26 protein-coding genes are annotated in these 25,830 nt (G+C 72.9%); 12 read left to right on the forward strand and 14 right to left on the reverse strand.

The features are described 5' to 3' along the window. Positions 1-102 precede the first annotated feature (102 nt). Entirely contained in the window at positions 103-1,512 is a 1,410-nt protein-coding gene (glnA, locus tag IE207_RS01885) for a type I glutamate--ammonia ligase (protein ID WP_190182216.1), read from the reverse strand. Positions 1,513-1,697: 185 nt separating this feature from the next. Between glnA and IE207_RS01890 the strand changes: the two genes are divergently transcribed. Further along, entirely contained in the window at positions 1,698-2,165 is a 468-nt protein-coding gene (locus tag IE207_RS01890; RefSeq protein ID WP_190182217.1) for an RDD family protein, read from the forward strand. Between the two features lie 116 nt (positions 2,166-2,281). On the opposite strand, the gene IE207_RS01895 is transcribed toward IE207_RS01890, so the two are convergent. From IE207_RS01895 to IE207_RS01920, 6 genes are all read right to left on the reverse strand, one after another. Further along, entirely contained in the window at positions 2,282-2,980 is a 699-nt protein-coding gene (locus tag IE207_RS01895; RefSeq protein ID WP_190182218.1) for a DUF4191 domain-containing protein, read from the reverse strand. Between the two features lie 10 nt (positions 2,981-2,990). Further along, a complete protein-coding gene (locus tag IE207_RS01900) occupies positions 2,991-3,188 on the reverse strand; it encodes an SCO2195 family GlnR-regulated protein (RefSeq protein ID WP_136215599.1) in 198 nt (65 codons plus the stop codon). A 495-nt stretch (positions 3,189-3,683) separates the two neighbouring features. Further along, positions 3,684-4,637 (reverse strand): lipoyl synthase, encoded by a 954-nt coding sequence (gene lipA / locus IE207_RS01905; protein WP_190182219.1) that lies wholly within the window; start codon positions 4,635-4,637, stop codon positions 3,684-3,686. Between the two features lie 108 nt (positions 4,638-4,745). After that, the gene (gene lipB / locus IE207_RS01910) at positions 4,746-5,543 is read right to left on the reverse strand and encodes a lipoyl(octanoyl) transferase LipB (protein ID WP_190182220.1); all 798 of its coding nucleotides are present in this window, start codon (positions 5,541-5,543) and stop codon (positions 4,746-4,748) included. Positions 5,544-5,618: 75 nt separating this feature from the next. Beyond that, positions 5,619-5,873 (reverse strand): hypothetical protein, encoded by a 255-nt coding sequence (locus IE207_RS01915; RefSeq protein ID WP_229873234.1) that lies wholly within the window; start codon positions 5,871-5,873, stop codon positions 5,619-5,621. Positions 5,874-6,045: 172 nt separating this feature from the next. Further along, entirely contained in the window at positions 6,046-6,945 is a 900-nt protein-coding gene (locus IE207_RS01920; RefSeq protein WP_190182221.1) for an HNH endonuclease, read from the reverse strand. 279 nt (positions 6,946-7,224) lie between these two features. Between IE207_RS01920 and IE207_RS01925 the strand changes: the two genes are divergently transcribed. After that, positions 7,225-8,661, forward strand: coding sequence for an NsdA family TPR-like regulatory protein (locus IE207_RS01925; protein WP_190182222.1), 1,437 nt, complete (start codon positions 7,225-7,227; stop codon positions 8,659-8,661). Between the two features lie 28 nt (positions 8,662-8,689). On the opposite strand, the gene IE207_RS01930 is transcribed toward IE207_RS01925, so the two are convergent. The 3 genes from IE207_RS01930 to IE207_RS01940 form a co-directional block, all read right to left on the reverse strand. Continuing rightward, positions 8,690-9,952, reverse strand: a complete 1,263-nt coding sequence (locus tag IE207_RS01930; RefSeq protein WP_190182223.1) for an FAD-dependent oxidoreductase — start codon at positions 9,950-9,952, stop codon at positions 8,690-8,692. 183 nt (positions 9,953-10,135) lie between these two features. Further along, the gene (locus tag IE207_RS01935) at positions 10,136-11,029 is read right to left on the reverse strand and encodes a TIGR01777 family oxidoreductase (RefSeq protein WP_190182224.1); all 894 of its coding nucleotides are present in this window, start codon (positions 11,027-11,029) and stop codon (positions 10,136-10,138) included. Between the two features lie 41 nt (positions 11,030-11,070). Beyond that, the gene (locus IE207_RS01940) at positions 11,071-11,772 is read right to left on the reverse strand and encodes a VIT1/CCC1 transporter family protein (protein WP_190182225.1); all 702 of its coding nucleotides are present in this window, start codon (positions 11,770-11,772) and stop codon (positions 11,071-11,073) included. A gap of 79 nt (positions 11,773-11,851) precedes the next feature. On the opposite strand from IE207_RS01940, the gene IE207_RS01945 reads away from it, so the two are divergent. Continuing rightward, on the forward strand, positions 11,852-12,946 hold the full coding sequence (locus tag IE207_RS01945; RefSeq protein ID WP_229873235.1) for a PP2C family protein-serine/threonine phosphatase: 1,095 nt from the start codon (positions 11,852-11,854) through the stop codon (positions 12,944-12,946). Between the two features lie 35 nt (positions 12,947-12,981). Here the strand turns inward: IE207_RS01945 and IE207_RS01950 are convergent, their stop codons facing one another. After that, on the reverse strand, positions 12,982-13,236 hold the full coding sequence (locus tag IE207_RS01950) for a hypothetical protein (RefSeq protein ID WP_190182226.1): 255 nt from the start codon (positions 13,234-13,236) through the stop codon (positions 12,982-12,984). Between the two features lie 107 nt (positions 13,237-13,343). Between IE207_RS01950 and IE207_RS01955 the strand changes: the two genes are divergently transcribed. Together IE207_RS01955 and IE207_RS01960 are read left to right on the forward strand one after the other, a co-directional pair. Next, positions 13,344-13,712: an ArsC/Spx/MgsR family protein gene (locus IE207_RS01955; RefSeq protein WP_190182227.1), complete on the forward strand. Its 369-nt coding sequence runs from the start codon at positions 13,344-13,346 to the stop codon at positions 13,710-13,712. A gap of 157 nt (positions 13,713-13,869) precedes the next feature. Next, the gene (locus IE207_RS01960) at positions 13,870-14,391 is read left to right on the forward strand and encodes a hypothetical protein (RefSeq protein WP_229873236.1); all 522 of its coding nucleotides are present in this window, start codon (positions 13,870-13,872) and stop codon (positions 14,389-14,391) included. Positions 14,392-14,449: 58 nt separating this feature from the next. On the opposite strand, the gene IE207_RS01965 is transcribed toward IE207_RS01960, so the two are convergent. Further along, on the reverse strand, positions 14,450-15,382 hold the full coding sequence (locus IE207_RS01965; protein ID WP_190182740.1) for a Gfo/Idh/MocA family protein: 933 nt from the start codon (positions 15,380-15,382) through the stop codon (positions 14,450-14,452). 210 nt (positions 15,383-15,592) lie between these two features. Here IE207_RS01965 and glnII point away from each other — a divergent pair, with 210 nt between their 5' ends. After that, entirely contained in the window at positions 15,593-16,612 is a 1,020-nt protein-coding gene (glnII, locus tag IE207_RS01970) for a glutamine synthetase (protein ID WP_190182228.1), read from the forward strand. Between the two features lie 542 nt (positions 16,613-17,154). Then, the gene (locus tag IE207_RS01975) at positions 17,155-17,748 is read left to right on the forward strand and encodes a winged helix-turn-helix domain-containing protein (protein WP_190182229.1); all 594 of its coding nucleotides are present in this window, start codon (positions 17,155-17,157) and stop codon (positions 17,746-17,748) included. 69 nt (positions 17,749-17,817) lie between these two features. Here the strand turns inward: IE207_RS01975 and IE207_RS01980 are convergent, their stop codons facing one another. Further along, entirely contained in the window at positions 17,818-19,296 is a 1,479-nt protein-coding gene (locus tag IE207_RS01980; RefSeq protein ID WP_190182230.1) for a PepSY-associated TM helix domain-containing protein, read from the reverse strand. A gap of 62 nt (positions 19,297-19,358) precedes the next feature. Continuing rightward, positions 19,359-20,069, reverse strand: coding sequence for a hypothetical protein (locus IE207_RS01985; RefSeq protein ID WP_229873237.1), 711 nt, complete (start codon positions 20,067-20,069; stop codon positions 19,359-19,361). A gap of 65 nt (positions 20,070-20,134) precedes the next feature. Here IE207_RS01985 and IE207_RS01990 point away from each other — a divergent pair, with 65 nt between their 5' ends. From IE207_RS01990 to IE207_RS02010, 5 genes are all read left to right on the forward strand, one after another. Next, positions 20,135-20,809: a rhomboid-like protein gene (locus tag IE207_RS01990; protein WP_190182231.1), complete on the forward strand. Its 675-nt coding sequence runs from the start codon at positions 20,135-20,137 to the stop codon at positions 20,807-20,809. 67 nt (positions 20,810-20,876) lie between these two features. Next, positions 20,877-21,677 carry a tyrosine-protein phosphatase gene (locus IE207_RS01995; RefSeq protein WP_190182232.1) on the forward strand — a complete coding sequence of 267 codons (801 nt, stop codon included), beginning with the start codon at positions 20,877-20,879 and terminating at the stop codon, positions 21,675-21,677. 122 nt (positions 21,678-21,799) lie between these two features. Continuing rightward, positions 21,800-23,731: a hypothetical protein gene (locus IE207_RS02000; protein ID WP_229873238.1), complete on the forward strand. Its 1,932-nt coding sequence runs from the start codon at positions 21,800-21,802 to the stop codon at positions 23,729-23,731. A gap of 75 nt (positions 23,732-23,806) precedes the next feature. Then, positions 23,807-24,766, forward strand: a complete 960-nt coding sequence (locus IE207_RS02005) for a metal-dependent hydrolase (RefSeq protein ID WP_190182233.1) — start codon at positions 23,807-23,809, stop codon at positions 24,764-24,766. After that, positions 24,763-25,806, forward strand: a complete 1,044-nt coding sequence (locus IE207_RS02010; RefSeq protein WP_190182234.1) for a PDR/VanB family oxidoreductase — start codon at positions 24,763-24,765, stop codon at positions 25,804-25,806. The genes IE207_RS02005 and IE207_RS02010 overlap by 4 nt, the downstream gene beginning before the upstream one ends. The last annotated feature ends 24 nt before the right edge of the window (positions 25,807-25,830 follow it).

The following is a 25,830-nucleotide window of genomic DNA, read 5'->3' on the forward strand; positions in this document are numbered from 1 at the left end:
CGGTTCGCGCGGGCGGCCTCTGTCGTTTGCTGTCGCCTCCGGTCCGGCCGTTGTGCCCACCCTCGGCCTGAGCCAAGGGCGGACGGGCCTCGGGGCCTGTTCTTAGATGTCGAAGTAGAGCTCGAACTCGTGCGGGTGCGGGCGCTGCGCGATCGGGGCGATCTCGTGCGTGCGCTTGTAGTCGATCCAGGTCTCGATCAGGTCGGGGGTGAAGACACCGCCGGCCAGGAGGTACTCGTGGTCCTCCTCCAGGGCCTTGAGGACGTCCTCGAGGCTGGTCGGGACCTGCGGGACGCTCGCGTGCTCGTCCGGGGAGAGCTCGTAGAGGTCCTTGTCGATCGGCTCCATCGGCTCGATCTTGTTCTTGACGCCGTCGAGACCGGCCAGCAGGAGGGCCGCGAACGCCAGGTACGGGTTCGAGGACGGGTCCGGGGCGCGGAACTCGACGCGCTTGGCCTTCGGGTTCGAGCCGGTGATCGGGATGCGCATGGCCGCGGAGCGGTTGCGCTGCGAGTACACCATGTTGACCGGGGCCTCGAAGCCGGGCACCAGGCGGTGGTAGGAGTTCACCGTCGGGTTGGTGAACGCCAGCAGCGACGGGGCGTGCTTGAGGATGCCGCCGATGTAGTAGCGGGCGGTGTCCGAAAGGCCCGCGTAGCCGGCCTCGTCGTAGAACAGCGGCTCGCCGCCGTTCCACAGGGACTGGTGGACGTGCATGCCCGAACCGTTGTCACCGAAGATCGGCTTCGGCATGAAGGTCGCGGTCTTGCCGTTGCGCCAGGCGACGTTCTTCACGATGTACTTGAAGAGCATCAGGTCGTCGGCCGCGGCCAGCAGCGTGTTGAACTTGTAGTTGATCTCGGCCTGGCCACCGGTGCCGACCTCGTGGTGCTGGCGCTCGACCTGGAGGCCCTGGGCGTCGAGCTCCAGGGAGATCTCCGCGCGCAGGTCCGCGAAGTGGTCGACCGGGGCGACGGGGAAGTAGCCGCCCTTGTAGCGGACCTTGTAGCCGCGGTTGTTCTCCTCGGAACCGGTGTTCCAGGCGCCGGCCTCGGAGTCGATGTGGTAGAACGACTCGTTCGCGGTGGTCGCGAAGCGGACGCTGTCGAAGACGTAGAACTCCGCCTCCGGCCCGAAGTACGCGGTGTCGGCGATGCCGGTGGAGGCGAGGTACGCCTCGGCCTTCTTCGCGATGTTGCGCGGGTCGCGGCTGTAGGCCTCGCCCGTGATCGGGTCGTGGATGAAGAAGTTGATGTTCAGCGTCTTGTCACGGCGGAACGGGTCCAGACGCGCGGTGCTGATGTCGGCACGCAGAGCCATGTCGGACTCGTGGATGGCCTGGAACCCGCGGATCGAGGAACCGTCGAAGGCGAGCTCCTCCGCCGGGTCGAACGCCCGCGCCGGGATGGTGAAGTGCTGCATCACACCAGGCAGGTCACAGAAGCGGACGTCGACGAACTTGACGTCGTTCTCCTCGATGTACTGCTTCACTTCGTCGGCGTTCTGGAACATCCAACTCCTCCTACTCCCGGCCCCGGGGCAGGGACGGGCTTTATAGCTCGTGGCGCGTCAGTGCGGTGCCGCACGCTGACCCGACCATAAGCACACGGGATTTCTCAAGCATGACCCATTTGTTTCGCACAAGTTAACCAGGGCCCCGTCCAGGTCGCATGGAGCGCCACCGGTACCGTGGTCGAGTGGACAACAGGCAAGCAATCGGATCCTGGCTCTCCGGCCCCCGCGCGGCCGCCGAGGAGATGGGCGTCGACTTCGGCTACCGCGGCCAGCGCCTCGGCCTGCCCCAGTCGGGGCCCGGGTCGGTGGCGCGCTTCGGACGCCGGCTCGGCGCCGTCGCCATCGACTGGGTCGGCTGCCAGCTGATCGCCTACGGGCTGATCACGCACGGCGACATGGCCGCCACCCGCAACTGGACCCTGGCCCTCTTCGTGACCCTGTCGTTCCTGACGGTCGCCACCGTGGGATTCACCCCCGGCAAGCGGATCCTCGGCCTCCGGGTGGCCGCGGAGGACGGCGGCCGCCTCGGCGTCCTCCGCGTCCTGCTCCGCACGGTCCTGCTGGCCCTCGTCATCCCGGCCCTGGTCTGGGACCGCGACGGCCGCGGCCTCCACGACCGCCTCTCCCGCGCCGTCCAGGTGCGCATGTAAGGCAGACGGGCGGATCGCATACGAAGCGGCCGGCACCGGAACGAAAACGGGGCGCCCCCCGAACCGGACGGTTCGGGGGGCGCCCCGCTTCACTTCGCGTGCGGGAAGGGCCGCGCTCAGCGCATCTTGCCGCCGCGCGGCATGCGCATGCCCTTCGGCATCGGTCCCTTCGGCACCGGCATGTTGCTCATCAGGTCGCCCATGGCCCGGAGGCGGTCGTTGACCTGGGTGATCTGCGGGCCGGCCAGGACGCGCGGGAGCTTGAGCAGCGTCGTACGGATCTTCTTGAGCGGCACCTCGCCCTCGCCGGTGCCGACGATGAAGTCGTGGACCGGGACGTCGGGCAGGATCCGGGCCATCTTCCGGCGCTCAGCCGCGAGCAGGCTCTTGACCCGGTTCGGGTTGCCCTCCGCGATCAGCACCACTCCGGCCTTGCCTACGGCCCGGTGGACGATGTCCTGGCTGCGGTTCATCGCGACGGCCGGGGTGGTCGTCCAGCCCCGCCCCACGTTGTCCAGTACGGCCGCGGCCGCGCCCGGCTGTCCCTCCATCTGCCCGAAGGCAGCCCGCTCGGCCCGTCGCCCGAAGACGATCGCCATCGCGAGGAACGCCACCAGGAAGCCCAGGATGCCCAGGTAGACCGGGTGGTCGATCAGGAAGCCGATCGCAAGAAAGACACCGAAGGTGACGATTCCCACGCCCGCGACGATCAGAGCGACCTTCGGGTCGGCCTTGCGCGTCATCTTGTACGTGAGGGCGATCTGCTTCAGTCGCCCGGGGTTCGCAGCAGTCTCTGCGTTTGACTTCCTCGCCATAAGGCGAAGTTTACGTGGCCTGCGGGGTCCGGGTCGCCGCGGCCTCCAGTACGTGTTCGGTCTCGACGCGGTCCTTGGCCCTGCGGCGGTCTTCGAGGACCGCGGTCCACGCGTTGCGGCGGGCGCCGCTCATCAGCAGCGACTCGATGCCGCGGAAGGCGTCGGAGAAGGTCGGGATGGCGATGGCGCGTACGGGCGCGGCCTGCATGATGTCGATCCCTTTCACGGTGCTCACAGTGCTCACGGGACGGTGCTCACGGGTGGAGACGGCGTGCGTAGGTGTGTGCGGTGCGTGGACCAAGCGTCACTGAACGGTGTTACCAGGGCATGACCGGCCGGTCAAATGTGACCGACACGTTGTACAAGCCGACGCGGCCCGCCAGGCTCTGATGAAGAGCCTAGGGGCCGCGTCGTAGCGGTGTTACCCGTTGGTAGCCATTTGTGCGGGACTTCACACGGTCGGCCGTCAGGCGTTCGCGCGCTTGTCGCAGCCGGATCGAGCCCCGCCTCGGCTGCGCTTCCGCGTACCCCAGGTCGAGCTCCGCCTCGCTACCGCTCCGGCCGCGTGCCCCGCCCTCGTACCTCGGGCGGACCCGCAACCTACGCTCCAGCTCGGCTGCGCTTCCGCGTACCCCCGGTCGAGCTCCGCCTCGCTACCGCTCCGGCCGCGTGCCCGCCCTCGTACCTCGGGCGGACCCGCAACCTACGCTCCAGCTCGGCTGCGCTTCTCCATGGCCTGCTGGTAGAGGCGGCCTGCCCTGTAGGACGACCTGACCAGCGGGCCGGACATCACGCCGGAGAAGCCGATCTCCTCGGCCTCCTTCGCCAGCTCCACGAACTCCGCCGGCTTCACCCAGCGCTCGACGGGGTGGTGGCGCGGCGAGGGCCGCAGGTACTGGGTGATGGTGATGAGCTCGCAGCCCGCCTCGTGGAGGTCCTTGAGCGCCTGCGTGACCTCCTCGCGCTCCTCGCCCATGCCGAGGATGAGGTTCGACTTGGTGACCAGGCCGTAGGCGCGCGCCCGGGTGATCACGTCCAGCGAGCGCTCGTAGCGGAAGCCCGGACGGATCCGCTTGAAGATGCGCGGCACCGTCTCGACGTTGTGCGCGAAGACCTCGGGACGGGAGGCGAAGACCTCCTCCAGCAGCTCCGGCACCGCGTTGAAGTCGGGGGCCAGCAGCTCGACCTTGGTGTGGCCGCCCTCGCGGCCGGCCGTCTGCTGGTGGATCTGGCGCACGGTCTCGGCGTACAGCCACGCGCCGCCGTCGGCCAGGTCGTCGCGGGCGACGCCCGTGATGGTGGCGTAGTTCAGGTCCATCGTGACGACGGACTCGCCGACGCGGCGCGGCTCGTCGCGGTCGAGGGCCTCGGGCTTGCCGGTGTCGATCTGGCAGAAGTCACAGCGCCGGGTGCACTGGTCGCCACCGATGAGGAAGGTGGCCTCGCGGTCCTCCCAGCATTCGTAGATGTTGGGACAGCCGGCTTCCTGGCAGACCGTGTGCAGTCCTTCGCCCTTCACCAGGGCCTGCATCTTGGTGTACTCGGGACCCATCTTCGCCCGGGTCTTGATCCACTCGGGCTTGCGCTCGATGGGGGTCTGGCTGTTACGGACCTCCAGGCGCAGCATCTTGCGTCCGTCGGGTGCGACTGCGGACACGACCGGCTCCCTGTGACTTCGATTCTTCGGCGTCCACCAGGGTACGCCCGTAATTTCATACGCTCTTACGTCGGGCAACCCGGGGGCCGCCGGACCCATTCCCGGGCGTCAGCCGGCGGCCGGCTCTGTCTCCCGGGGCCTCAGCTCCGCCTGCTCCAGTACCTCCTTGAGGTGGCGCTCCACGACGGGCAGCACCTCGGCGATGGTGATCTCGCGGCCCAGTTCGTACGAGAGGGAGGTCACACCGGCATCCCGGATGCCGCAGGGCACGATCCGGTCGAACCAGGTGTTGTCGGGGTTCACGTTGAGGGCGAAGCCGTGCATGGTGACGCCCTTGGCGACCCGGATGCCGATGGCCGCGAGCTTGCGGTCCTCGCGGCGCTGGCCGGCGTTGGAGGGGGCGTACTCGGGGCCGTTCAGCCGGGGGTCGAACTCCTCGTCGTGGAGGCGGGGGTCGAAGTCCAGGGAGAGGCCGCCGATCCGGGGGCGCTCCTCCACCGGGTCGCCGAGCACCCACACCCCGCTGCGGCCCTCCACCCTGGTGGTCTCCAGGCCGAAGTCGGCGGCGGTGCGGATCAGGGCGTCCTCCAGGCGGCGGACGTGGGCGACGACGTCGACCGGCCGGGGCAGCTTCATGATCGGGTAGCCGACCAGCTGGCCGGGGCCGTGCCAGGTGATCTTCCCGCCCCGGTCCACGTCGACCACGGGCGTGCCGTCCAGGGGCCGCTCGCCGGCGTCGGTGCGCCGGCCGGCCGTATAGACGGGCTGGTGCTCCAGCAGCAGGCAGGTGTCCACGATCTCGTCCGCGAAGCGGGCGGAGTGGACGCGGCGCTGCTCTTCCCAGGCCTCGGTGTACTCGACGTAATCCGGCCCGAAGCCCAGATGGACAAACCGAAGGTCAGTCACCGCAGCGCCTCCTCGTTGAACCTGCTGTGTGCACGTATCGCACCAGCAAGGGTACGGCGGTCCCCGCGCGGCCCCTCAGGGCCCCGGCTTCGGCCGCCGCCTCCCCCTGGGCGGCCGGTCCGGGTCCTCGTCGGCGCGCGGCAGCCGCCGGTGCCCCTCGGAGTGGTCGTTGACCCACCCGCACACCCCGCACGCGTACCGCCCGTCGAGCCCCGCGATGTACGTACCGCACCGGCGGCACTCGGCCTCGGTCAGCTCGGGCGCGGGCAGCGGGGCGGCGGATTCTGCGCAGTCGCCGCGGAACGGCGCCCCGGCGGTGCGGCGTGTCATGCCCGGCAGCCTATGCGGGCGGACCAGACCCATCCGTAAAGGGCCCACCCGTTTGTACACACGGACGAGTGGGCGGGGCCCCGACCTGCGCGCAAGGCCGCTACCGGGTGCTAGGGCCGGCACGCGTACCCTTCGCCTCGGCCATGACGTGCCGGTCAGCGTTCGGACGCCGTCAGTCGTCCTCGGCGGCCGACTCGGCGAAGTACGAGCCCTCCCCGTACCCGGCGTGAACGTCCGGGTCGTCCAACCAGGCCTCGGTCCATGCGGACGCGTCCGCCGGGTCGTCCCACATGTCGCCGTCGGCGAAGCTCCGCGGACGGCACTCCGAGCAGTCGCTGTCGGCGCACGGGGTCTCGTCATGGACCACCGCGTGGTGCTCGCGAGCCCCGGCGACCTTGGCGTCCCACGGCGTGCGCGGCGCGAAGTCCGGCACCTCGCCGTCGTACAGCGCCTTGAGGGACTCCCTGAGCCGCGCTTGCCGTTCGGACTTGAGCCTGCTGCGGACCGAGTCCCACTGGGTGGTGTCGCACCACCGCACAGGATCCCGTGGGAGAACCCGTGCCTTGATCAAGCTGCCGGCCTGCGGCTGCCGGCGGACAAGGTCGCGCAGAGCGCTGCTCCAGGTCGGCTCGCGGTCGCTGCCTTGCAGTCCACGGATCCCAGGCATGCCGCGCAACGTCTTCTCGTCATGGCAATTCACGCACAACAGCTGCCTGTTGAGCATCCCGCCGCCATCTCCGCTGATGTGATCGACTTCCGCTCCCGGCTCCCCGCAGCGTCGGCAGCGTCCCCCGTCCCGCTCGATCACGGCAGCCCGCTCGCTGCGGTTCGTCGACCGGTTGTACCCGCCGCGCAGGGCGAACCGCAGCTTCGAGCAGACCGCTTTCGCCTCGTTCTCGTCTCGGCCGATCCCGTACCTCAGGGCGACCGGCAGGAATTTGCCCTTGTCGATGCCGGTGCGGAGGTAGCGGACGAGCTTTGCCTGCTCCTGGCAGCCCTTGCCGCAGAACAGCATCCGGTTGGCCATGTCCAGCGTCGCGGCGCAGTTCGCGCAGTGGTCCTCGCGGAACATGCCGGGTTCCGGCGGCTTGTCCCGGTCCAGGGACGCGGCGAATCCACGCCGGCACCCGGTCGGTGGCGTCACGGCGCTCGGGGGTGACGGGCGGAGAGGAGTCATATTGGCTGCTTGGATACTTCCTGGTCACGTGGGTTTGTCCACCCTCAGGGGCGTTCTGCACACGATCGGATGAATGTGGGACAGAGCGGGCGGTACGGGCGGAGTTCGTCGCTACATTCACGCCGTTCACAGGGCCGGTGACTCCGGTCCGTCACGTCAGGAACCGTGGAGCCGATGACGGAACGACCTGCCCAGCGTGTCCCCAACCGGCAGCTCGCGGCGCTGATCGCCGAAGCCGGGTTCTCCAACGCCGGGCTCGCCCGCCGCGTCGACCAGCTCGGCCTGGAGCACGGTCTCGATCTGCGGTACGACAAGACCTCCGTGACCCGCTGGCTGCGCGGGCAGCAGCCGCGCGGGACCACCCCCGCGCTGATCGCGGAGGTCTTCACCCGGCGCCTGGGGCGGCGGCTGTCGGCGCAGGACCTGGGGCTGGACGCGTGCGCGCCCGTCTACGCGGGGCTGGAGTTCGCGGCCACCCCCGAGGAGGCCGTCGACATCGCGAGCGGGCTGTGGCGCAAGGACTCCGGTTCCCACGCCGAGCTGCGCAAGATCGCCTTCACCCCCGCCGGGCTGGTCGTCCCCAGCCGGGACTGGCTGATCGGCCGCGCCGACGAGCGGGTCGGGCGGGGCGTGGAGGCCGCCGCCCGCGTCCCGCTGCAGGGCCGCACCACGGTGCCGCGGCAGCGGCAGGTCGACCGCGGGCCCGGGCAGCGCGTGACGGGCGGTGACATCGCGGCCCTGCGCTCGGTGAGCGAACTGTTCCGGACGCTGGACCACGCCTACGGCGGCGGGCACGCCCGCCAGGCCCTGGTGCGGTACCTGGAGCACGAGGCGGAGCCCATGCTCCGCGGGACCTACGGGGAGACCACCGGGCGGCGGCTGTTCGCCGCCGCCGCCGATCTGACCCGGCTCGCGGGCTGGACCTCGTACGACATCGCCGCCCACGGGCTGGCCCAGCGGTACTTCGTGCAGGCACTGCGCCTCGCGCAGGCCGCCGGGGACCGGCCGTACGGCTCGTACGTGCTGGTCACGATGAGCCGGCAGGCCGTCTACCTCGGCCACGGGCGGGAGGCGGTGCAGTTGGCCAGGGTCGCCCAGCAGGGCGTGGGTTCGGGGCCGCCGCCGGTGGTGCAGGCGCTGCTGCACTCGGCGGAGGCGCGCGGGCACGCGGTGCTCGGCGAGGTACGCGCCGCGACGGCCTCGCTGGTGCGGGCCGAACGGGCGCTGGGGGCGGCCCGCCCGGGGGACGACGTACCGCCCTGGGCGCGGGACTTCGACGAGGCGCAGCTCGCCGACGAGTTCGGGCACTGCCACCGGGACCTCCAGCAGTACCGGGCCTCGGCGCAGCACGCCGAGCGCTCCCTCCAGCTGCGGGCTCCCGCCTACGCGCGCTCGCGGCTGTTCTGCCGGGTGGTGCTGGCGACGGCCCGGCTGGGGCTCGGTGAGCTGGACCAGGCGTGCGCGCTCGGCGCGGAGGCGGCGCAGCAGGCGATGGAGATGCGCTCGGTGCGCGCGGTGGAGTACGTACGCGACTTCGAGCGGCGGCTGGAGCCGTACCGGGACGCCCAGGCGGTACGGACCTACCGGGACCGGGTCGCGGCGCTGGCGTGAGCCGCGACCCGGCGGGGCGCCGCGGGGTTCAGGCCGCCGCCCGCAGCGGGTGCTCGGTCGCGGCGGGTACCGGGATGCCGAAGTCGCGCAGGACGGCGGCGGCGGCGCGGCGGGCGGAGTGCAGGGCGCCCTGGACGGTGTTGGAGTCCCGGTGGTCCCCGCACACGTACAGCCCGGCGAGTACCCGTACCGGGCGCCGCATGTCGTACGGCGGCGGCATGGCGGGTACCGCCTCCGGGGTGTGGTGGACGGCGAGCAGTTCCCAGTCCCGGGTCGAGGTCTCGTAGAGCCGGGCCAGGCGGGAGGCGACCGTCCGCGGGGGCGGCGGCGGTCCGTGCACGGTGGTGGTGACCAGGCTCCGCCCGGCCGGGGCGCGCGTCGGGTCGACCGCGCTCATCACGGTGGTGTGGGCGACGGGCCACTTCGGGTCGGCGTCCAGGAGCAGCGAGCCGTCCCAGGGCAGGGCGGCGGGCGTCGCGTGGTGCAGGACGGTGACCTCGTGGAAGTCGGGCACCCGCAGCCCGGGCAGCAGCCCGGCGGCGGCCCGGGCGCCGGTGGCGAGGACGGCGGAGCGGCAGCCGAAGTCCCCGTGCTGCTCGGTGGTGACCAGGTTGGTCGCCACCGACCGGACGCGGACCCCGGTGCGTACGGTGCCGGGCGGCAGGGCCGCGGCGAGCAGGGCGGGCAGGGTCGCCGCGCCGCCCTCGGGCACGGCCAGCCGGCCCCGGGCGAAGCCTCGCAGGGCGAGGTCGGCGACGCGGCTGGAGGTGGTGAGGTCCGGGTCGCGCAGCAGGGCGGCCAGGAGCGGGCGCAGCACGCCGTTCAGGGTGCGCGGGGGCAGGCCGCGCGAGGTGAGGGCGGCGAGGGCGGTGCGTTCGGGCCGGGCGAGCAGGCGTTCCTCGGGCTGGGCGGCGAGCCGGGCGAGGGCCGCGCTGAGCCGGGCCTGGTCGAGGGAGCCGCTGGCCAGGGCGCGGGCGGGGGTGAGGGCCCCGGCGCGCTGCTGCCTGCCGTCGGCGCCGTGGACGAGGACGCCGGGCGCGAAGGTGCGCAGGGTGAGGGCCTCCAGGCCCGGGGTGCGGGCGGGTTCGGTGTACGAGGTGTTCAGGAGCTGGCCGACCCGGTCGAGCCGGAATCCGTCGGCCGACTCGGTGGCCATGCGGCCGCCGGGGTCGTCGGCGGACTCCAGCACGGTGACGGTGACCCCCTGGGCGATCAGGTGCTGTGCGGCCGCGAGTCCTGAGACTCCGGCTCCTACGATGACGACGTCCGCATGGTGTGCGCTGCTGAGCACGTGCCCCTCCCCGAGGTCGGCGCGGCTGTGTGGGGTCCTCCTTCCCCACTCCGGCTACAGCAGAACCCAAGTCGTGTGGGGTATTGCGCACAACTCCGGTCGCATGACGGTCGCATGTGGGTCACGAACGGTCGCACATGGACGGTCGGCGCTCCCCCGGACCGCCGGGAACGGGCTCCGGGCCTACCCGGCCAGGGCCGCGCGGATCGCATCGTCGATGTCCGGGTGGCGGAAGACGAAACCGGACTCCAGCAGGCGGGTGGGCCGCACCCGCTGGCTGCCGAGCACGTCCTGGGCGAACTCCCCGAGCAACACGCGCATCGCCGGGGCCGGGATGGCGAACACGGCCGGGCGGCGCAGGACGCGGCCCATGGCGGCGGTGACCTCACGGTTCGTCAGCGGCTCGGGGGCGGTGAGGTTGACGGGGCCGGTGAGGTCCGGGGTGTCGATGAGGTGGCGCAGGGCGGCGACCTCGTCGTGCATGGAGATGTGCGACCAGTACTGGCGGCCGTCGCCGAGCCGGCCGCCGAGTCCGGCGCGGAAGACCGGGAAGAGCTTGCCCCAGGCCCCGCCCTCGGCGGAGACGACCAGGCCGGTACGGGCGAACACGGTACGGATCCCGGCGGCCCGGGCGGGCGCGGCGGCGGCCTCCCACTCCACGCACACCGAGGGCAGGAACCCCTCCCCCGCCGGGGCGTCCTCGTCGACGGTGCGGTCGGCGGTGTCGCCGTAGTAGCCGACGGCGCTCCCGCTGACGAGTACGGCCGGGGGCTCCTCCATCGCCGCGACGGCCCGGGCGATGGTGGCGGTGCCGAGCACGCGGCTGTCGCGGATCTCCCGCTTGTACGCGGCCGTCCAGCGGCGGTCCCCGACCCCGGCGCCGGCCAGGTGCACGACGGCCGCGCAGCCGGCCAGCCCGACCGGGTCCACGTATCCCCCGGCGGGATCCCACACCGCCTCCCCGTCCCGTGCGGCGGCCCGCCGCACGAGCCGCACGACCTGGTGGCCGTCGGCCAGCAGGTCCCGCACGAGGGCACGACCGATGAGCCCGCTTGATCCGGTGACGGCGATTCGCATGGGCCCAGTGTGCGGGACCCGCCGGCCGGCGGGCCGGGGGGTCAGGCCGTGTCGCCCAGGAGGGTTCCCACCGCGTAGGTGACGGCCATGGCCAGGGCGCCGCCGAGCACGTTGCGGAGCACGGCGCGGCCCGGCGGGGCGCCGCCCAGGCGGGCGCCGGCGGCTCCGCACAGCATCAGTGCCGTCAGTACGGCCGCCACCGTGACCGGCACCCTCGCCGAAGGCCCCGGCAGGACGATGGCGAGCAACGGCAGCACCGCCCCCACCGTGAAGGCGATCAGACTGGCCCATGCCGCGTGCCAAGGGTTCACCAGCTCGTCCGGGTCGATCCCCAGCTCCACCCGTGCGTGCGCCCGCAACGCGTCCCGCTCCGTCAGCTGCACCGCCGCCTCCCGGGCCAGCTCCCGGCTCAGCCCCCGCTCCACCAGCAGCTCGGTCAGTTCCTCCAGCTCCGCGTCCGGCTCCTGCGCCAGTTCCCGGCGCTCCACCTCCAGCGCGGCCTGCTCGGAGTCCCGCTGGGAGCTGACCGACACGTACTCCCCCGCCGCCATCGACAGCGAGCCGGCCAGCAGTCCGGCCACGCCTGCCGCCAGGATCGTCTCCCACGCGGTCGTCGCCCCGGCCACCCCCACCACCAGGCCCGCCGTGGAGATGATCCCGTCGTTGGCGCCCAGTACCCCCGCGCGCAGCCAGTTCAGCCGGGTGCTGATCGCCCCGCTGCGGGTGTCCGCCGTTTCCGTCACGGGGCCACTGTGGGGCGTCGACGCGTTCGGGGCCACCCGGCGTGCGGGGGCCGGTCGCCGGAGCCAGGGTGGAGGGGTGATGCACGGACGCGAGGAGCCCGGCTGGCTACGGGGTGCGCCGCCACCGCGCTGGGCCCGGGCCGCGCCCCTGGTGGCCCTGGTGGTGCTGACCTGCGTCCAGTGGCTGACCCCCGGCGTCGCGGAGCTCGGCTATTTCCTGGCCGCGCTTCCGGCCGTGGCGGCCTTCTCCTACGGGGCTCCCGGAACGGCCGCCTTCGCGGTCGTGGTCCTGGTGCTGCTCGGCTACCACCGGCTGGGCGTGGGGCACGCCCGCGGGGCCGACCTGGCCACCGTCGCCACCGTCGGCCTGCTCAGCGTGGTGATCGCCTGGGTCCGGCGCCGGCGGGACGCCCAGCTGGTCAGTGTCCGTACCGTCGCCGAGGCGGCGCAGCTGGCGCTGCTGCCCCCAGTACCGGAACGTGTGGGCCGGGTGCGCTGCGACGGCCTCTACCGGGCGGCCCAGCGCGGCACGCTGGTCGGCGGCGACCTGTTCGACGTACGGGCCGGGCCGTTCGGGGTGCGGGCGGTGGTGGGCGACGTACAGGGGCACGGGCTGGCCGCGGTCGGGACCGTGGCCGCCCTGCTGGGCGCCTTCCGGGAGGCGGTGCTCGACGATCCCGGGCTGGAGGCGGTCGCGGCCCGGCTGGACCGGCGGCTGGTGCAGGACGCGACGAGCGGTGGCGAGAAGCACACGGAACTGTTCACGACGGCGGTACTGCTGGAGTTCCCGCCGGAACGGGACGTGGTGCGGATCGTCTCCTGCGGGCACCCTCCGGTGCTGCTGCTCCGTGACTTCGTCGCCTGCGAGCTGGCCGCCGAGCCCGGCCCTCCGCTGGGTCTGGGGCTCATGGACCCGGCGCCCCCACGGCTCACGGAGGTACCGCTGCTGCCGGGCGACCGGCTGATCGTGCACACCGACGGGGTGACGGAGGCGCGGGACGCCGCCGGGCACTTCTATCCGCTGGCCCAGCGGGTCCCGGTGCTGGTGAAGGACCCGCAGGGGCTGCCGCGCGCGGTGTGGCAGGACCTGCTGGCCTTCACGGAGGGCGGCCCGCGCGACGACGTGGCGGTGCTGGTGCTGTCGGCGGCGGGGGCCGGTGCGGCGCCGAAGTAGCCGGCGCCGCACCGGTCGTCCCCGCCGCCGGAGGATCAGCCGCCGTCGCGGATGAAGGAGCGCACCATCCGGCAGGTGGTGTTGGACGGGCGGTGGATGCCCACCCGGACCGCCATGGTCCGTATCTTGCGGTTGGTGGCGCGCTTGGCGTCGTAGGTCCCCGTGTCGAGCAGGGATATCGCCAGCCGCATCGCCTTGAGACGGCGGTTGTGGCTCTCGTACCACTCGCGCGGCAGCCCGGCCGGCAGTGGCTTCCTCTTGGGCATCGAAATGATCGCGGCAGCGGCCATCTACAGCCTCCCAAACGGTAGTTGGCTTCCTGTCGTGCTCCCTCGATTTTACGGGGGCCCACTGACAATCGGCCCTGGCCAGACGGCGCCTGGCTACGCTGGGAGGCATGGAGATCTGGATCAATCCCGCCTGTTCCAAGTGCCGCAGCGCACTGACCCTGCTGGACGCGGAGGGCGCCGAGTACACGGTGCGCCGCTACCTGGAAGACGTACCGTCCGAGGCCGAGATCCGCGAGGTTCTGGACCGGCTCGGCCTGGAGCCCTGGGACATCACCCGTACCTCGGATCCGCTGGCGAAGGAGACCGGCGTACGGGAACTGCCGCGCGAGGGGACCGAGGAGGCGCGCTCGCGGTGGATCGCCCGTCTGTCGGCGCACCCGAAGCTGATCCAGCGCCCCATCATCACCGCCGAGGACGGCACCGCCGTGGTGGCCCGCTCGGAGGAAGCGGTCCGGGACGCCCTCTCCCGCCGCTAGTGCTGTGGCCGGGAGGGTTTGCCGGGCGTCGCGACCCGGTGCCCCCCGGGTCACAGCACCAGGCCCGCCCGCGCTTACCCGGGGCCCATGCACGACCCCCTACCCTGGATCGCGACAAAGGAGTACAGACCACCCCAATACGATATGAAGGGCCACTGTGACCGCATCACCGCAGGAACGCGCCTTTTCACCTCCCCCGCCCCGCCAGCACGCCGGCTGGCGGTTCAGCGGGGTGTACGGGACCGTGCTCGCCAGTGGGCTGCTGGCCGCGCTGGAGCGGACCGGCGAGCACTACTCGCCGTTCTACGACGCCACCTGGGTCCTGATCACCGCGGTCACGGCGGGGCTCGCGCACGGCTACGCCCACCACATGACCACCCATCAGCCCGACTTCCCCGGCCACCGGTGGCGGGGGCTCGGGCGTGCCATGTGGCAGGAGTGGCCCATGGTGGCGGCCACGCTGCCCAGCGTCGCGCTGCTGCTGCTCGCGGGGCTCACGGGGTGGCCCGAGAACCGGGTCACCGGCGTCGGGCTCGCCCTGAACACCGCGCTGCTGTTCGGCTGGGGCACCCTCTCGGCCGTGCGGGTCGGCTACCGGCGGAGCACCGCGCCGCTCATCGGCCTGGCGGACGCCGGGATCGGCGTGCTGGTCATCGTGGCCAACGCCCTCATCAAGTAGCCGGGCGCGCGAACCACCGCCCACGACGAGCGGGAGACCGGCTACGGGCGGCAGCCCGTCAGGCCCCCGCCGCCAGGCGCTCCGCCTCCGCCAGGATCTCCGTCAGCCGGGCCCCGAACGCCGCGTCCCGCGCATCCGCCACCTTCGTCCGGGCCGCGGTGAGCAGCGCGTCCAGCGCCCGGCCGTACGCGCCCGGCACGTCGCTCCAGTCGGGCAGGCCGAAGACGCCTTCGGTGCCGCGCAGCTCGAGGCCGACTCCCGCCGCGGCAGGCGGCGCGCCCAGGCTGAGCACGGCCGTGCTGACCGCGCCCGAGGCGTGGCGCAGGGCCAGCTGGACCACGTCGCAGGCGCCCCGCGTGGCGGAGACGGCGGTGACGTCCCCGAGCACCGGGATCAGTACGGACAGGGCGTGCGGCCCGACGTCCCACAGGCCGCCCTTGGCCTTGCGCCAGGGCGAGTCGGCGTACGGGCTGGACTCCCCGCCGGGCGGGAAGACCGCGCCGAGCCAGTGGGCGGAGGCGGTGAACCACCCGCTCCGCCCGGCCTGCTCGTCGATCCAGGTCGCGGTCGGCTCCGCGAAGCGCAGGGTGAGGAAGACGACGGAGGCCACCGCGTTGCGTGCGGCGGCGTCCGCGACGGCGCGGGCCTGCGCCACGGTCGTCGCGACGGGCTTGTCGAGCAGCAGGTGGCATCCGGCTTCGGCGGCGCGCACGGCCAGCGGTGCCTGGACGTCCGGCGGCAGGGCGAAGGCCACGGCGTCACAGTCCGCGAACAGCGCGTCGGGGTCTTCGTACACCTTCACGCCGTGCGCACGCGCCAGCTCGGCCGCCGCTTCGGGGCGCCGGCCCCACACTCCGGCGAAGTCGGACCCGGCGTGCGCGGCGAGGGCCGGGGCGTGGGTGCGGCGCGCCCAGGGACCGGTACCGAGCAGGCCGACCCTGGGGCGGGGGCCGTCGCCGGCCGGTGGGGCGGGATCAACGGACGGGTTCAAATCGTACGAAACGCTCACCTGCCCAGTCTGCCCCACCCGAACGGGTGTCCCGCCTTCGACCCGCACAGCCACGCCCACCTGCGGTGTAAACCTCGGTAACACGGGGTTCACACACGGGCAACGGAAGAGAAATCGCCAAGGGGCACGCTGCGATGAGCAGGCGGTACAGACAGGGTCTGCGCCGGAGCGACGTACCGAAGGATAGGGCCCGTGAGCTACAAGGCTGAGTACATCTGGATCGACGGCACCGAGCCGACGGCGAAGCTGCGCTCCAAGACGAGGATCCTCGCCGACGGGGAGGCCCTGCCGGTCTGGGGCTTCGACGGTTCCAGCACCAACCAGGCCGAAGGCCACGCCTCCGACCGCGTGCTGCAGCCCGTCTTCTCCTGCCCGGACCCCATCCGCGGCGGAAGCAGCGTCCTGGTCCTGTGCGAGGTGCTGAACATCGACATGACCCCGCACGAGTCGAACACCCGCGCCCTGCTGCGCCCGGTCGCGGAGAGGTTCGCCGGGCAGGAACCGATCTTCGGCATCGAGCAGGAGTACACCTTCTTCGACGGAACGCGCCCGCTCGGCTTCCCGGTGAACGGCTTCCCGGCCGCGCAGGGCGGCTACTACTGCGGCGTCGGCTCGGACGAGATCTTCGGGCGCGAGATCGTCGAGAAGCACCTGGACCACTGCCTGGCGGCGGGTCTGAGCATCTGCGGCATCAACGCCGAGGTCATGCCGGGCCAGTGGGAATTCCAGGTCGGTCCGGTCGGTCCGCTGGAGGTCTCCGACCAGCTGTGGATCGCCCGCTGGCTGCTGTACCGCACGGCCGAGGAGTTCAACGTCTCCGCGACGCTGAACCCGAAGCCGGTCAAGGGCGACTGGAACGGCGCGGGCGCGCACACCAACTTCTCCACGAAGGCGATGCGCGAGGACTACCGCGCGATCATCTCGGCGTGCGAGGCCCTGGGCGAGGGGTCCAAGCCGATGGACCACGTGAAGAACTACGGCGCCGGGATCGACGAGCGCTTGACGGGCCTGCACGAGACCGCGCCTTGGAACGAGTTCAGCTACGGGGTCTCCGACCGCGGCGCTTCGGTCCGCATCCCGTGGCAGGTGGAGAAGGACGGCAAGGGCTACATCGAGGACCGCCGTCCGAACGCGAACGTGGACCCGTACGTGGTGACCCGACTGATCACCGACACCTGCTGCACCGGACTGGAGAAGGACGGCCTCGTCTGACCCACCCCGGACACCCCGGACGCTTCGGGAACGCTCCCCCGGAACGCTGCCGGACGCCGCCGCGCCCGCCGACCGCACCCGGTCCGGCGGGCGCCGTCGTCGCCGGGCGGCCGGGACGGATCTGCCCAGCATGCGATACGGAGGGCTGGGACGAGGCCGCCCGGCCCGGTTCGGCGCCCGAGGATTTGCCCGGTTTATAGCGTTATCGCAAGGCCAGGGCTGCGGAATATGAGATACCGCTCCACGAAGTGAGACGCACCCTGCCCCGAGCGCCGGACATCTGCTTGAATGACGCCCATGGCCAGCCACTCGAACACCCCGTCAGGTCGCAGCGACCTGGAGCCGTTCTGGCCGTCCCGTCAGGACCACGATTTCGATCGGGTGTGTTGCCGCGCGGAGAACGCGCCGGCCCTCTAAAGCCTCCAGGGACCCGACCACCGGACCTTCCCGAGGCCTTCGGTCTGCGCGGTACGACAACGACGACGAACGACCACGTACGTACGTCTCCTGCCGACCACTCCGCGTGAAAGAGCTGACCACTCATGGCGAACACCCGCTCCGTCATTTCTGCCGCCTCCGCTGCGACCTCCGCTGCCCTGAGCCATCCGCCCAGTCCCCGCCACCGGCTGCGCGCCGTGGACCGCGACGAGGTGGCCCGGGTGGCGGAGCTGCTCCCGCCCGGCGCCACCTGGCTGCCCGCGCCCCAGCACACGCTGCCGGCGCTCCCCGGAAACCCGCCGATGGTCGGCTACCTGGTCCTCGTACCGGCCGACCAGCAGCCGCCGATCGCCTTCGCCCCGCATTCCGTTCCCGCCCCGCCGAGGACCACCCCCGCGGCGCCTGACGTCACGGGCGACGCCCTCGTACGGATCGACTCGGCGCAGCGCACCGCCGAAGTCGACGGCCAGGTGCTGGACCTGACGTACCTCGAGTTCGAGCTGCTGGCCCACCTGGTGGCGCATCCGCACCGGGTGCACAGCCGGGACCAGCTGGTCACCACGGTCTGGGGCTACGGCCACGTCGGCGACGGCCGGACGGTCGACGTCCACATCGCCCGCCTGCGCCGCAAGCTGGGCGCCGCGCACCGCGACGCAATCCAGACCGTACGCCGGGTGGGCTACAAGTACGCCCCCTGAACCGGCGGACCGGCAAGGGGCCCAAGGGGTGGGCCCGTGCGCGCGAGGAGGCGCGCACGGGCCCGCCCACTAGGCCGCTACGCGGCGGGCGACGATGCCGAGCAGTACGTCGACGGCCAGGAACACCAGCAGGCTGATGCCCAGCATCGGCACGAACCAGCCCACCACCGCCGTCACCGCGGCGAGCGGCAGCAGCACCGTCACGGGCAGCTTGCGCCACGCCCCGCGCGGGTGGGCGCGGCCCGCGGAGAGCTTGCGCTCCTTGGTGGGCCGGCGCAGCCACCACATCCGGTAGCCCCAGAAGACGAGGAACATCAGCGCCACGGCCAGCGCCGCCAGCGCCAGCTGGTTGACGATTCCGAACGTCAGACCCATGTGCAGGTCGATGCCGAAGCGGGTCAGCTGGGCGAGCAGCGGGTAGTCGGCGAAGCGCAGTTCGTCGATGACCTTCCCGTCGGCCGGGTCGACGGCGACGGAGTCCAGGTGCACGGGCACCTGCTTGTCCGCCTCCTTGATGACGTAACCGTCGCCCTTGGCGGGCAGCGTCACGCGCAGCGACTCGGTGACGCCCGCCGCCCGGGCCGCGGCCACGGCCCGGTCGATTCCGACGTCCGCGGTGGGCGGCGGCGGGGGCATCTCCATGCCCTCGGTCATGACGTGTCCCGCGTGCTCGTCCCCGCCGTCGGCGCCGGCGCTCCCGGACAGCGCGGCGGAGACGGACGGGGTGGCGCCCCCGAGGCCTTCCCGGAGCTGCCCGATGTTCTCACCGGCGTACTTCGACCAGGTCAGGCCGGTGGCGGAGAGGGCGACGAGTCCGGCGGCGGCCCACAGCCCCACCGCCCCGTGCCAGGAGAGGGTCCTGCGTCGGCCGGTCGCGGCGCGGTCGGGCAGGACCAGACGGGCCCTGCGGCTGCGGCGGCGGCCGATCCACAGCGCGAGGCCGCCCAGCGCGACCACCCACAGCCAGCTGGCCGCGAGCTCGCTGTAGTTCCGGCCGAACGCGCCGAGCCGCAGGTCGGCATGGAGCCCGCTCAGCCAGGCGCGCAGCGGCAGCGCGTCACCGGCGGTGGTGAGCTGCCCGCGTACGTCCGCCGTGTAGGGGTCGACGAAGACGGTCAGGTTCTCGTCCTCCGCGAGGCCCGGACTGTCCATGATCACCCGGGTGGTCGCCTCGGCGTCCGGCGCGGGCCAGACGGCCACGACCTTGCCCTGCGGCGCGGCCTTCTTGGCAGCCTGGACCTGGTCGCCGAGCGACAGGGTGTGCTCGCCCACGCGGGCGACGGTCAGCTCCTCGGAGTAGAGGATCTTCTCGGCCTGCCAGGAGCCGGCGTACAGCAGCCCGGTGGCGGCGGCGGTGAACAGCAGCGGGGCTATGAGCAGCCCGGCGTAGAAGTGCATCCGCAGGAGCAGCGGACGCAGCGCGGCCCAGGCTCCCGGGGTGCGCGGGCCCGACGCGTCGGCCGGTGGGTCCAGAGGTGCTTCGGAAGGTTCTTCGGAAGGCGCTTCGGCCGTGCCCGTGGGGCCGGCCTGGAACTCGTCAAGAGACATGGGTGTCCTGAAAGTTGGCGAAGACATGGGTGACCGGCCCCGGGCTCCGCCGCACGCGTCGTTCAGGCGGTGGCGGGCCGGCCGGGGGCCGTGGCTCGGGTGTCTCGCCGGACGGGGGGCCCGCGCCGGATGACGGTGTGGGCGGGTACGGCACCGCGCAGCCGGCGCGGCCGTTCGTACGGGGCCCAGTACACGGGCGGCGCCGGCACGGGGACCACCCGGGTCCGCAGGAGTACCAGCGCGCGGGCCAGCGGCCGGGCCGCCACGAGCGCGGTGGCTCCGAGGGCCGCGGCGAGCCGGAAGACGGCCGCCTCGCCCCTGGCCAGCCAGGCCGCGCAGAACACCCCTGCCAGGACGTGCGCGGCGATCATGCCGATGCCGCCGTGGCCGTGACCGGTCATGCCGGTCATACCCGCCATGCCCGTGGTGTCGGTGGCCATGGCACTCATGCCGCTCATGTCCATGCCCGGCATGTGGTGGTGCGCGGGCGTCGCGGCCGGGGTGGAACCCGGTGCGGCCGCCTGGCTCGCGGTGAAGACCAGGTGCATGGCGCCCTGCGCGGCGAGCAGCGCGGCGGTGATCGCGAACGGGCCCCGCCGCCGCCCGGCGGCGACCCAGGCGAGGACCCCGATCACCCCGAAGGAACCGATTAGCCCCGTAGTGGGAACATCCATCCCGGACATGTACGAATGCCCCACCGCGCCCAAAGCGACGCACACCGCCGCGAACATCGCGGCCCGCAGGGCACGCACCGGCGCGCGGGAATCAGACATGTCCGGGTCATGCTCGCATGGACCCCGCCGCCTTCCGCCGGGAGGCCGTGTCCGATCATGGACGGGTGAAACAGCCGCCGTGGTGGAAGTCACCGTCGCCGTCGAAGCCGTCGTTGCCGACGACGTGGCCGCCGTCCTCGTGGCCGGTGCCGCTGGGCGTCGTCTACACCGTCGGGGTCCAGCTCGGCGCCCACGCGCTGGAGCGGCTGGGCCCCGAGACGCGGGACCGGCTGGTGCGCCGTTGCTCGACGAATGTCGACAACCTGGACGCGGGCCGCTGGGAGACGCTGCTGGGCAGCGCCTTCACCGTCGAGGAGCCGATGCCGCTGCCCTACGCGCTGCTGCTGGTCGCGGTGCTCGGGTACGCCGAGTACGCGTACGGCGCCTGGTGGACGGCTGCCGTGTTCCTGTTCGGGCACGCGGCGGCGACCCTGCTCGTCTACGGGGCACTGCGGGGCAGGGCGGACCGGGAGACCCGGCGCGCTTTGGACGTCGGCACCAGTTATGGGTTCAACACCGTGCTCGGCGCCCTCACCTCGGCGCTGCCGCGCGGGCGCGTGCGGGGCGCCGCGCGGGTGGGGTTGCTCGTCCTCGCCGCGCGACCGGTGGTCAAGCGCGGGCGCACCTTCACCGACGCCGGGCACCTCGTCGCGCTCGGGCTCGGCTTGGGCATCTCGCTGGCCGTCGATTGTCTTTCCGGAGCGAATCATCAGAAAATCGGTCTAGACCGACCCGCATGACACGAGTAACTCCCCACGTCCCGCCCCCACCCCTCTCCTCCCCGCAGCCGGAGACTGGAGCCACCCGATGACCGCCACCCCGTCCACCACCGTCGCGAACCTCCGCGACCTCGGCGGTACCCCGCTCGCGGGCGGCCGTAGCGTCCGCCCCGGGATGGTCCTGCGCTCCGGCGCGCTCGACCGGCTCGACCTGGACGCGGATCCGGCGGTTGCCGCGCTGGGGATCCGTACGGTCATCGACTTCCGCAGCGACGCCGAGCGCGCGGACCACCCGGACCGGCTGCCGACGGGCGCGCGGCTGCTGATCAGTGACGTGCTGGCGGACAAGATGCACGCGGGGATAGGCAAGATGCCTCCGGCCGCGCAGCTCAAGGACCTGATGGCCGACCCGGTGGTGGCCGAGGAGCACCTGGGCGGCGGCAAGGCGCAGGTCATCTTCGGGGAGGTCTACCGGTCCTTCGTGAACTCGGCCTCCGCACAGAGCGCCTACCGGCTGCTGCTCACCGAGGCGGCCGATCCGCAGGCGGGGCCGCTGCTGTTCCACTGCACCGCCGGCAAGGACCGTACCGGGTGGGGCGCGACGGTCATCCTGTCCCTGCTCGGCGCGGACGACGGCACCCTGATGGACGAGTACATGTCGGTGAACCCGGCGGTCAAGCGGGCGTTCGCGCCGATGATCGAGGGCTTCACGGCGGCCGGCGGCGACCCGGAGATCGCACTGGCGCTGATCGGGGTCTTCCCCTCGTACCTGGAGACGGCGCTGGAGGAGGTCGCCGCCCGCTACGGCTCCATGGAGAAGTACGTGCGGGAGGGGCTCGGCGTTCCCGACGACACCGTCGACGCGCTGCGGGGCCGCCTGATCGCCTGAGGCCGGGCACGCGGCCGGAGCGGTTGCGAGGCGAACCAGGTCACCCGGCCGCCGCGCGGAACCGCCCGAACGGGTGCGCTGGAAGCGGGTGACCATCCGACGATTCGCTCGTTCTGCTGAACGTGACTGCGCCGGATACCGCCACCCGCCCCCAGCCTCCCCTGACGCCCGGCCTGGAGCAGGCCGAGGCCGCCATCGTCGAGCACTACCCGCGGCTGGTGCGGCTCGCCTACCTGGTGCTGCCGCCCTCCCTCGGGCGCAACCGGCGGGTGCTCACCGCCCACTCGCTGACCCAGCGGGCCCTGCCGCGCGGCCGGCGCGGCAGCGACGCCTCCGCCGTGCGCGGCGGGGTCCCGGCGCAGCGGGGCGGGCTGGAGGGCCCCGAGTCGGGGTACCCGTACGTGCGGCTGCGGGTCTTGCGCTCCGCCCTGGAGGCGGGTGTCCCGTTCACCTTCCGGGCCCTGCCGCTGCGCGGGCAATTGCCCCGGGTCCTCCCCCAGGTGTGGGGGCTGCGGCTGTTCCCGCGCTCGGGCGGCGCCGAGGAGCTGGCGCTGGACCAGTGGCTGACCACCCTGAGCGGTCCCGGGCGGGCGGCCTGCGTGCTGCGGGCGCTGGAGGGGCTGACGGAGCCGGACGTCCTGAGGGTGCTCGCCGACGCCGGGGTGGCCAACCCGACGGGGGCGGTCGCGGAGTCCGGGGACCCGGTGCACGACGCCCTCTTCGCCTCGCCGGAGTTCGATCCGTGCGTGCTCCAGGCCCGGCCCACCGACCTGTTGCGGCGGCGCCGGTTCACGCGGGCCGGGATCGCCGCCGCGGCCGCCCTCGCGGTGTGCGGCGCACTGCTGGCGCTGCCGGGCGGCGGCTGGGGGTCGGACGGACCCGCCGCCCCGCCGTACGCGAAGAACGCCGTGGCGGAGCAGGCGCTGGACCCCGGTCAGCTGGTCCGGGTCTCGCCGACGCTCTGGCGCACCTCCTCCCGTACGGACTTCTCGGCCTGGCCGGCCCGCGGCGACCGCTCGGGCGACACCGCGCTGCTGCGCCGGGCGCTCGCCGTGTGGGCGCGCCCCGGCCGCGCGGTGGTCGTCTCGGCCACCCCGGGCACGCCGTCGGGACCGCCGATGGGCCCGCCGCAGCTGCTGTTCGCGGGCGCTGTGGACCAGGCGGTGGTGGTCCTGCTGTACGACGGGCTGCGCGTGGTCCGGTACGCCGAGCCGCGCAGTGGGACCGCCGGAGCCGCCCTCGACTTCGCCCGTACGGACGGGGCTTCGGCGGACACCGCGACCGCCCTGGTGCTCAGCCGGGTCGACGGCAACGTCCGCTACCTGACCGCCCCCTGGGTGCTCGGTGCCTCGCTGCGGGACCTGCTCAAGCCGGGTGAATCCCCGTCGGTGCTGAAACTGACCCCGGACGGGACGACGCCGCCGGTGCCCGGACCCGCCCCGGCGGGCAGCTGTACGAGCTGGAACGCGCTGGCCCTGACCGGCGACGGCGCGACCCGGCTGGTGACGGACCTGGGCGAACTGACCCCGGCCCGCCTGACCTCGGGCGCGCCGGGCGCCGAGCGGGACGTGACGGAGCCGGCCGAGCTGGGCGAGTGGTCCCGGACCGCGTGCCTGCTGCCGTCGGTCCGCTCGCACGGGGTCCGCAGCGTCAACGCCTGGACGTACGCCAAGCAGCCGCTACCCGAGGGCGACGGGACGGCGACCTGGCTGTGCAGCCGGGCGGAGACCTGGCAGGGCACCGCGGACCGGGTCCAGGCCCAGTTCCTGGCTCCGGGGGCGCCGCTCGCGGCCCAGGCGGCCAAGGCGGAGGGCTCCCCGGCGTGCGGTCCGCGGGAGCCCCGGGTACTGGCGGGCGTGCTGTGGAAGTCGAAGGCGGGCCAGTGGTACGTGGTGGCCGCGGGCAGCGCCCAGTTCAGCTCCCTCTCGGCGTCGGGCGGCGGAGTGAACGGGAGCGCGAACGGGAACCGCCTCGCGGTGAAGGCTGCGCAGGGCGCCCAGGTGGACCTCTCGGGCAGGCTGACGGACGGCACGAAGGCGGAAGCCCTGCGCTGACCGCAGGCACGCGGGGGTGGAAAATCCCGGCGCACAGGGGTTCTGCTCCCCGCTACCCCTCAGTACATTGACAGCATGTCTAATACGCCGCACGCTCCCGCCCCCGTGGCGTCGGAACACATAGGCTTGTACGACCGCAGGGGCCTCCAGCCGCGGAACGTGTCCTTCTCCTGGGAGGACACCCCGCTCCACTGGCTGCCCGGCGACCCGTTCGCCGGACACACCATCAACGTCCTGCACCTGCTGCTGCCCGCCGGGGAGCGCTGGTTCGTCCACGTCTACAAGCAGGTGCTCCCGCTCATCACGGACGAGCGGCTGCGGGCGGACGTGGTCGGCTTCATCGGCCAGGAGGCCATGCACGCCGCCGCACACGACGACGTACTGCCGCACCTGAAACGGCTCGGCCTGGACCCGACCCCGTACACGGCGCAGGTCGACTGGTTCTTCGAGAAGCTGCTCGGCGACCGGACCCTGCCCCCGGGCAGGGCCCGCAAGTGGTGGCTGATGGAACGGGTCGCGATCATCGCGGCGGTCGAGCACTACACCGCGTTCCTCGGCAACTGGGTCCTGAACGCGGACGAACTCGACCGCCGGGGCGCCGATCCGATGATGCTGGACCTGCTGCGCTGGCACGGGGCGGAGGAGGTGGAACACCGCTCGGTGGCCTTCGACCTCTTCATGCACGTCGACGGCGGCTACCGCCGCCGGGTGCGGACCTGGGCGACGGCCTTCGCGGCCCTGACGTTCCTGTGGCAGCGCGGCGCCCGCTACTTCATGGAGAACGACCCCGAACTCCCTGCCGCCAAAGCCTCCCTGGGCCAGCTCTTCCGGGCCGGGCAGCAGGGCGTGCTCCCTTCCACGGGCTCGATGCTCAAGTCCATCCCGGCCTATCTCTCCCGTAGCTACCACCCTTCGCAGGAGGGCTCGACGGCCCAGGCCGTGGCCTACCTCGCCACCTCTCCCGGCGCGAACGGCGCGCACGCAGCGAACGGCGCGCACGGAGCACACGGCCCGCACGGCGGGGTGCGGGCATGAGGCGCGCCCTGACCCTCACGGCCGCCGCGGGCGCGGCGCTCCTGACCCGGCGCGCCCTGCGCCGCCGCATCCGGCGCTCCCCCCTGTGGCCGCTGCCGGCCCTGGAGAACCCGGTCTCGGGCCATTCCCCGCGCAGGCTGCTGCGGGCCACGGTCGTCGCGCGGAGCGAGCCCGCGCAGGGCGTCGTCCAACTGACCCTGGAGTCACCGGAACTGCCCGCCTGGGCCCCGGGGGCGCACGTCGACGTCGTACTGCCCTCGGGGCTGGTGCGCCAGTACAGCCTGTGCGGCGACCCCGCGGACAAGGGCCGCTACACGATCGCGGTCCGGCTCGTCGAGGGCGGCCGCGGCGGCTCCGCCGAGGCGCACGCCCACCTGGTGGAAGGCGCCGTGCTGCGGGTGCGGGCGCCCCGCAACAGGTTCCCCCTGGTGACCGCCCCGGCGTACGTGTTCGTGGCGGGCGGGATCGGCATCACCCCGATCCTGCCGATGCTGCGGGCGGCCACCGCGGCGCGAGCCGACTGGACGCTGCTCTACGGCGGCCGTACCCGCGCCTCGATGCCGTTCCTCGCGGAACTCGCTCCGTACGGGGACCGGGTGACGCTCGTCCCCGAGGACGAAGCGGGCCTGCCGGACTTGGGCCGGCTCGCCGCGGCCACCGGCGTCCCGGTCTACTGCTGCGGCCCGGAGCCGCTGATGGACGCGGTCCTGGCCGCCGCCGCGGATCCGTCGGCGGTGCACCTGGAACGCTTCACCGCCTCGACGCCCACGGGCGGGGCGAAGGCCTTCACGATCGAACTGCACCGCTCCGGCGCCGCGGTGGAGGTAGCGGCGGACGAGAGCGCCCTGGCCGCGGTGCACCGCGCCCTGCCCGCCACCCCGTACTCCTGCGGGCAGGGTTTCTGCGGAACCTGCCGGCACCGGGTGCTGGCAGGGGAGGTGGAACACCGCGACGACCTCCTCACCGACGCCGAGCGCGAGGACTCCATGCTCCTGTGCGTCTCCCGCGCCGCATCGGAGCGCCTGGTCCTGGACTTGTAGCGGCGCGCACACCCCGCCGGGGGC

The organism is Streptomyces cirratus (genome assembly GCF_014650775.1).
Taxonomy (GTDB): Bacteria; Actinomycetota; Actinomycetes; order Streptomycetales; family Streptomycetaceae; genus Streptomyces; species Streptomyces cirratus.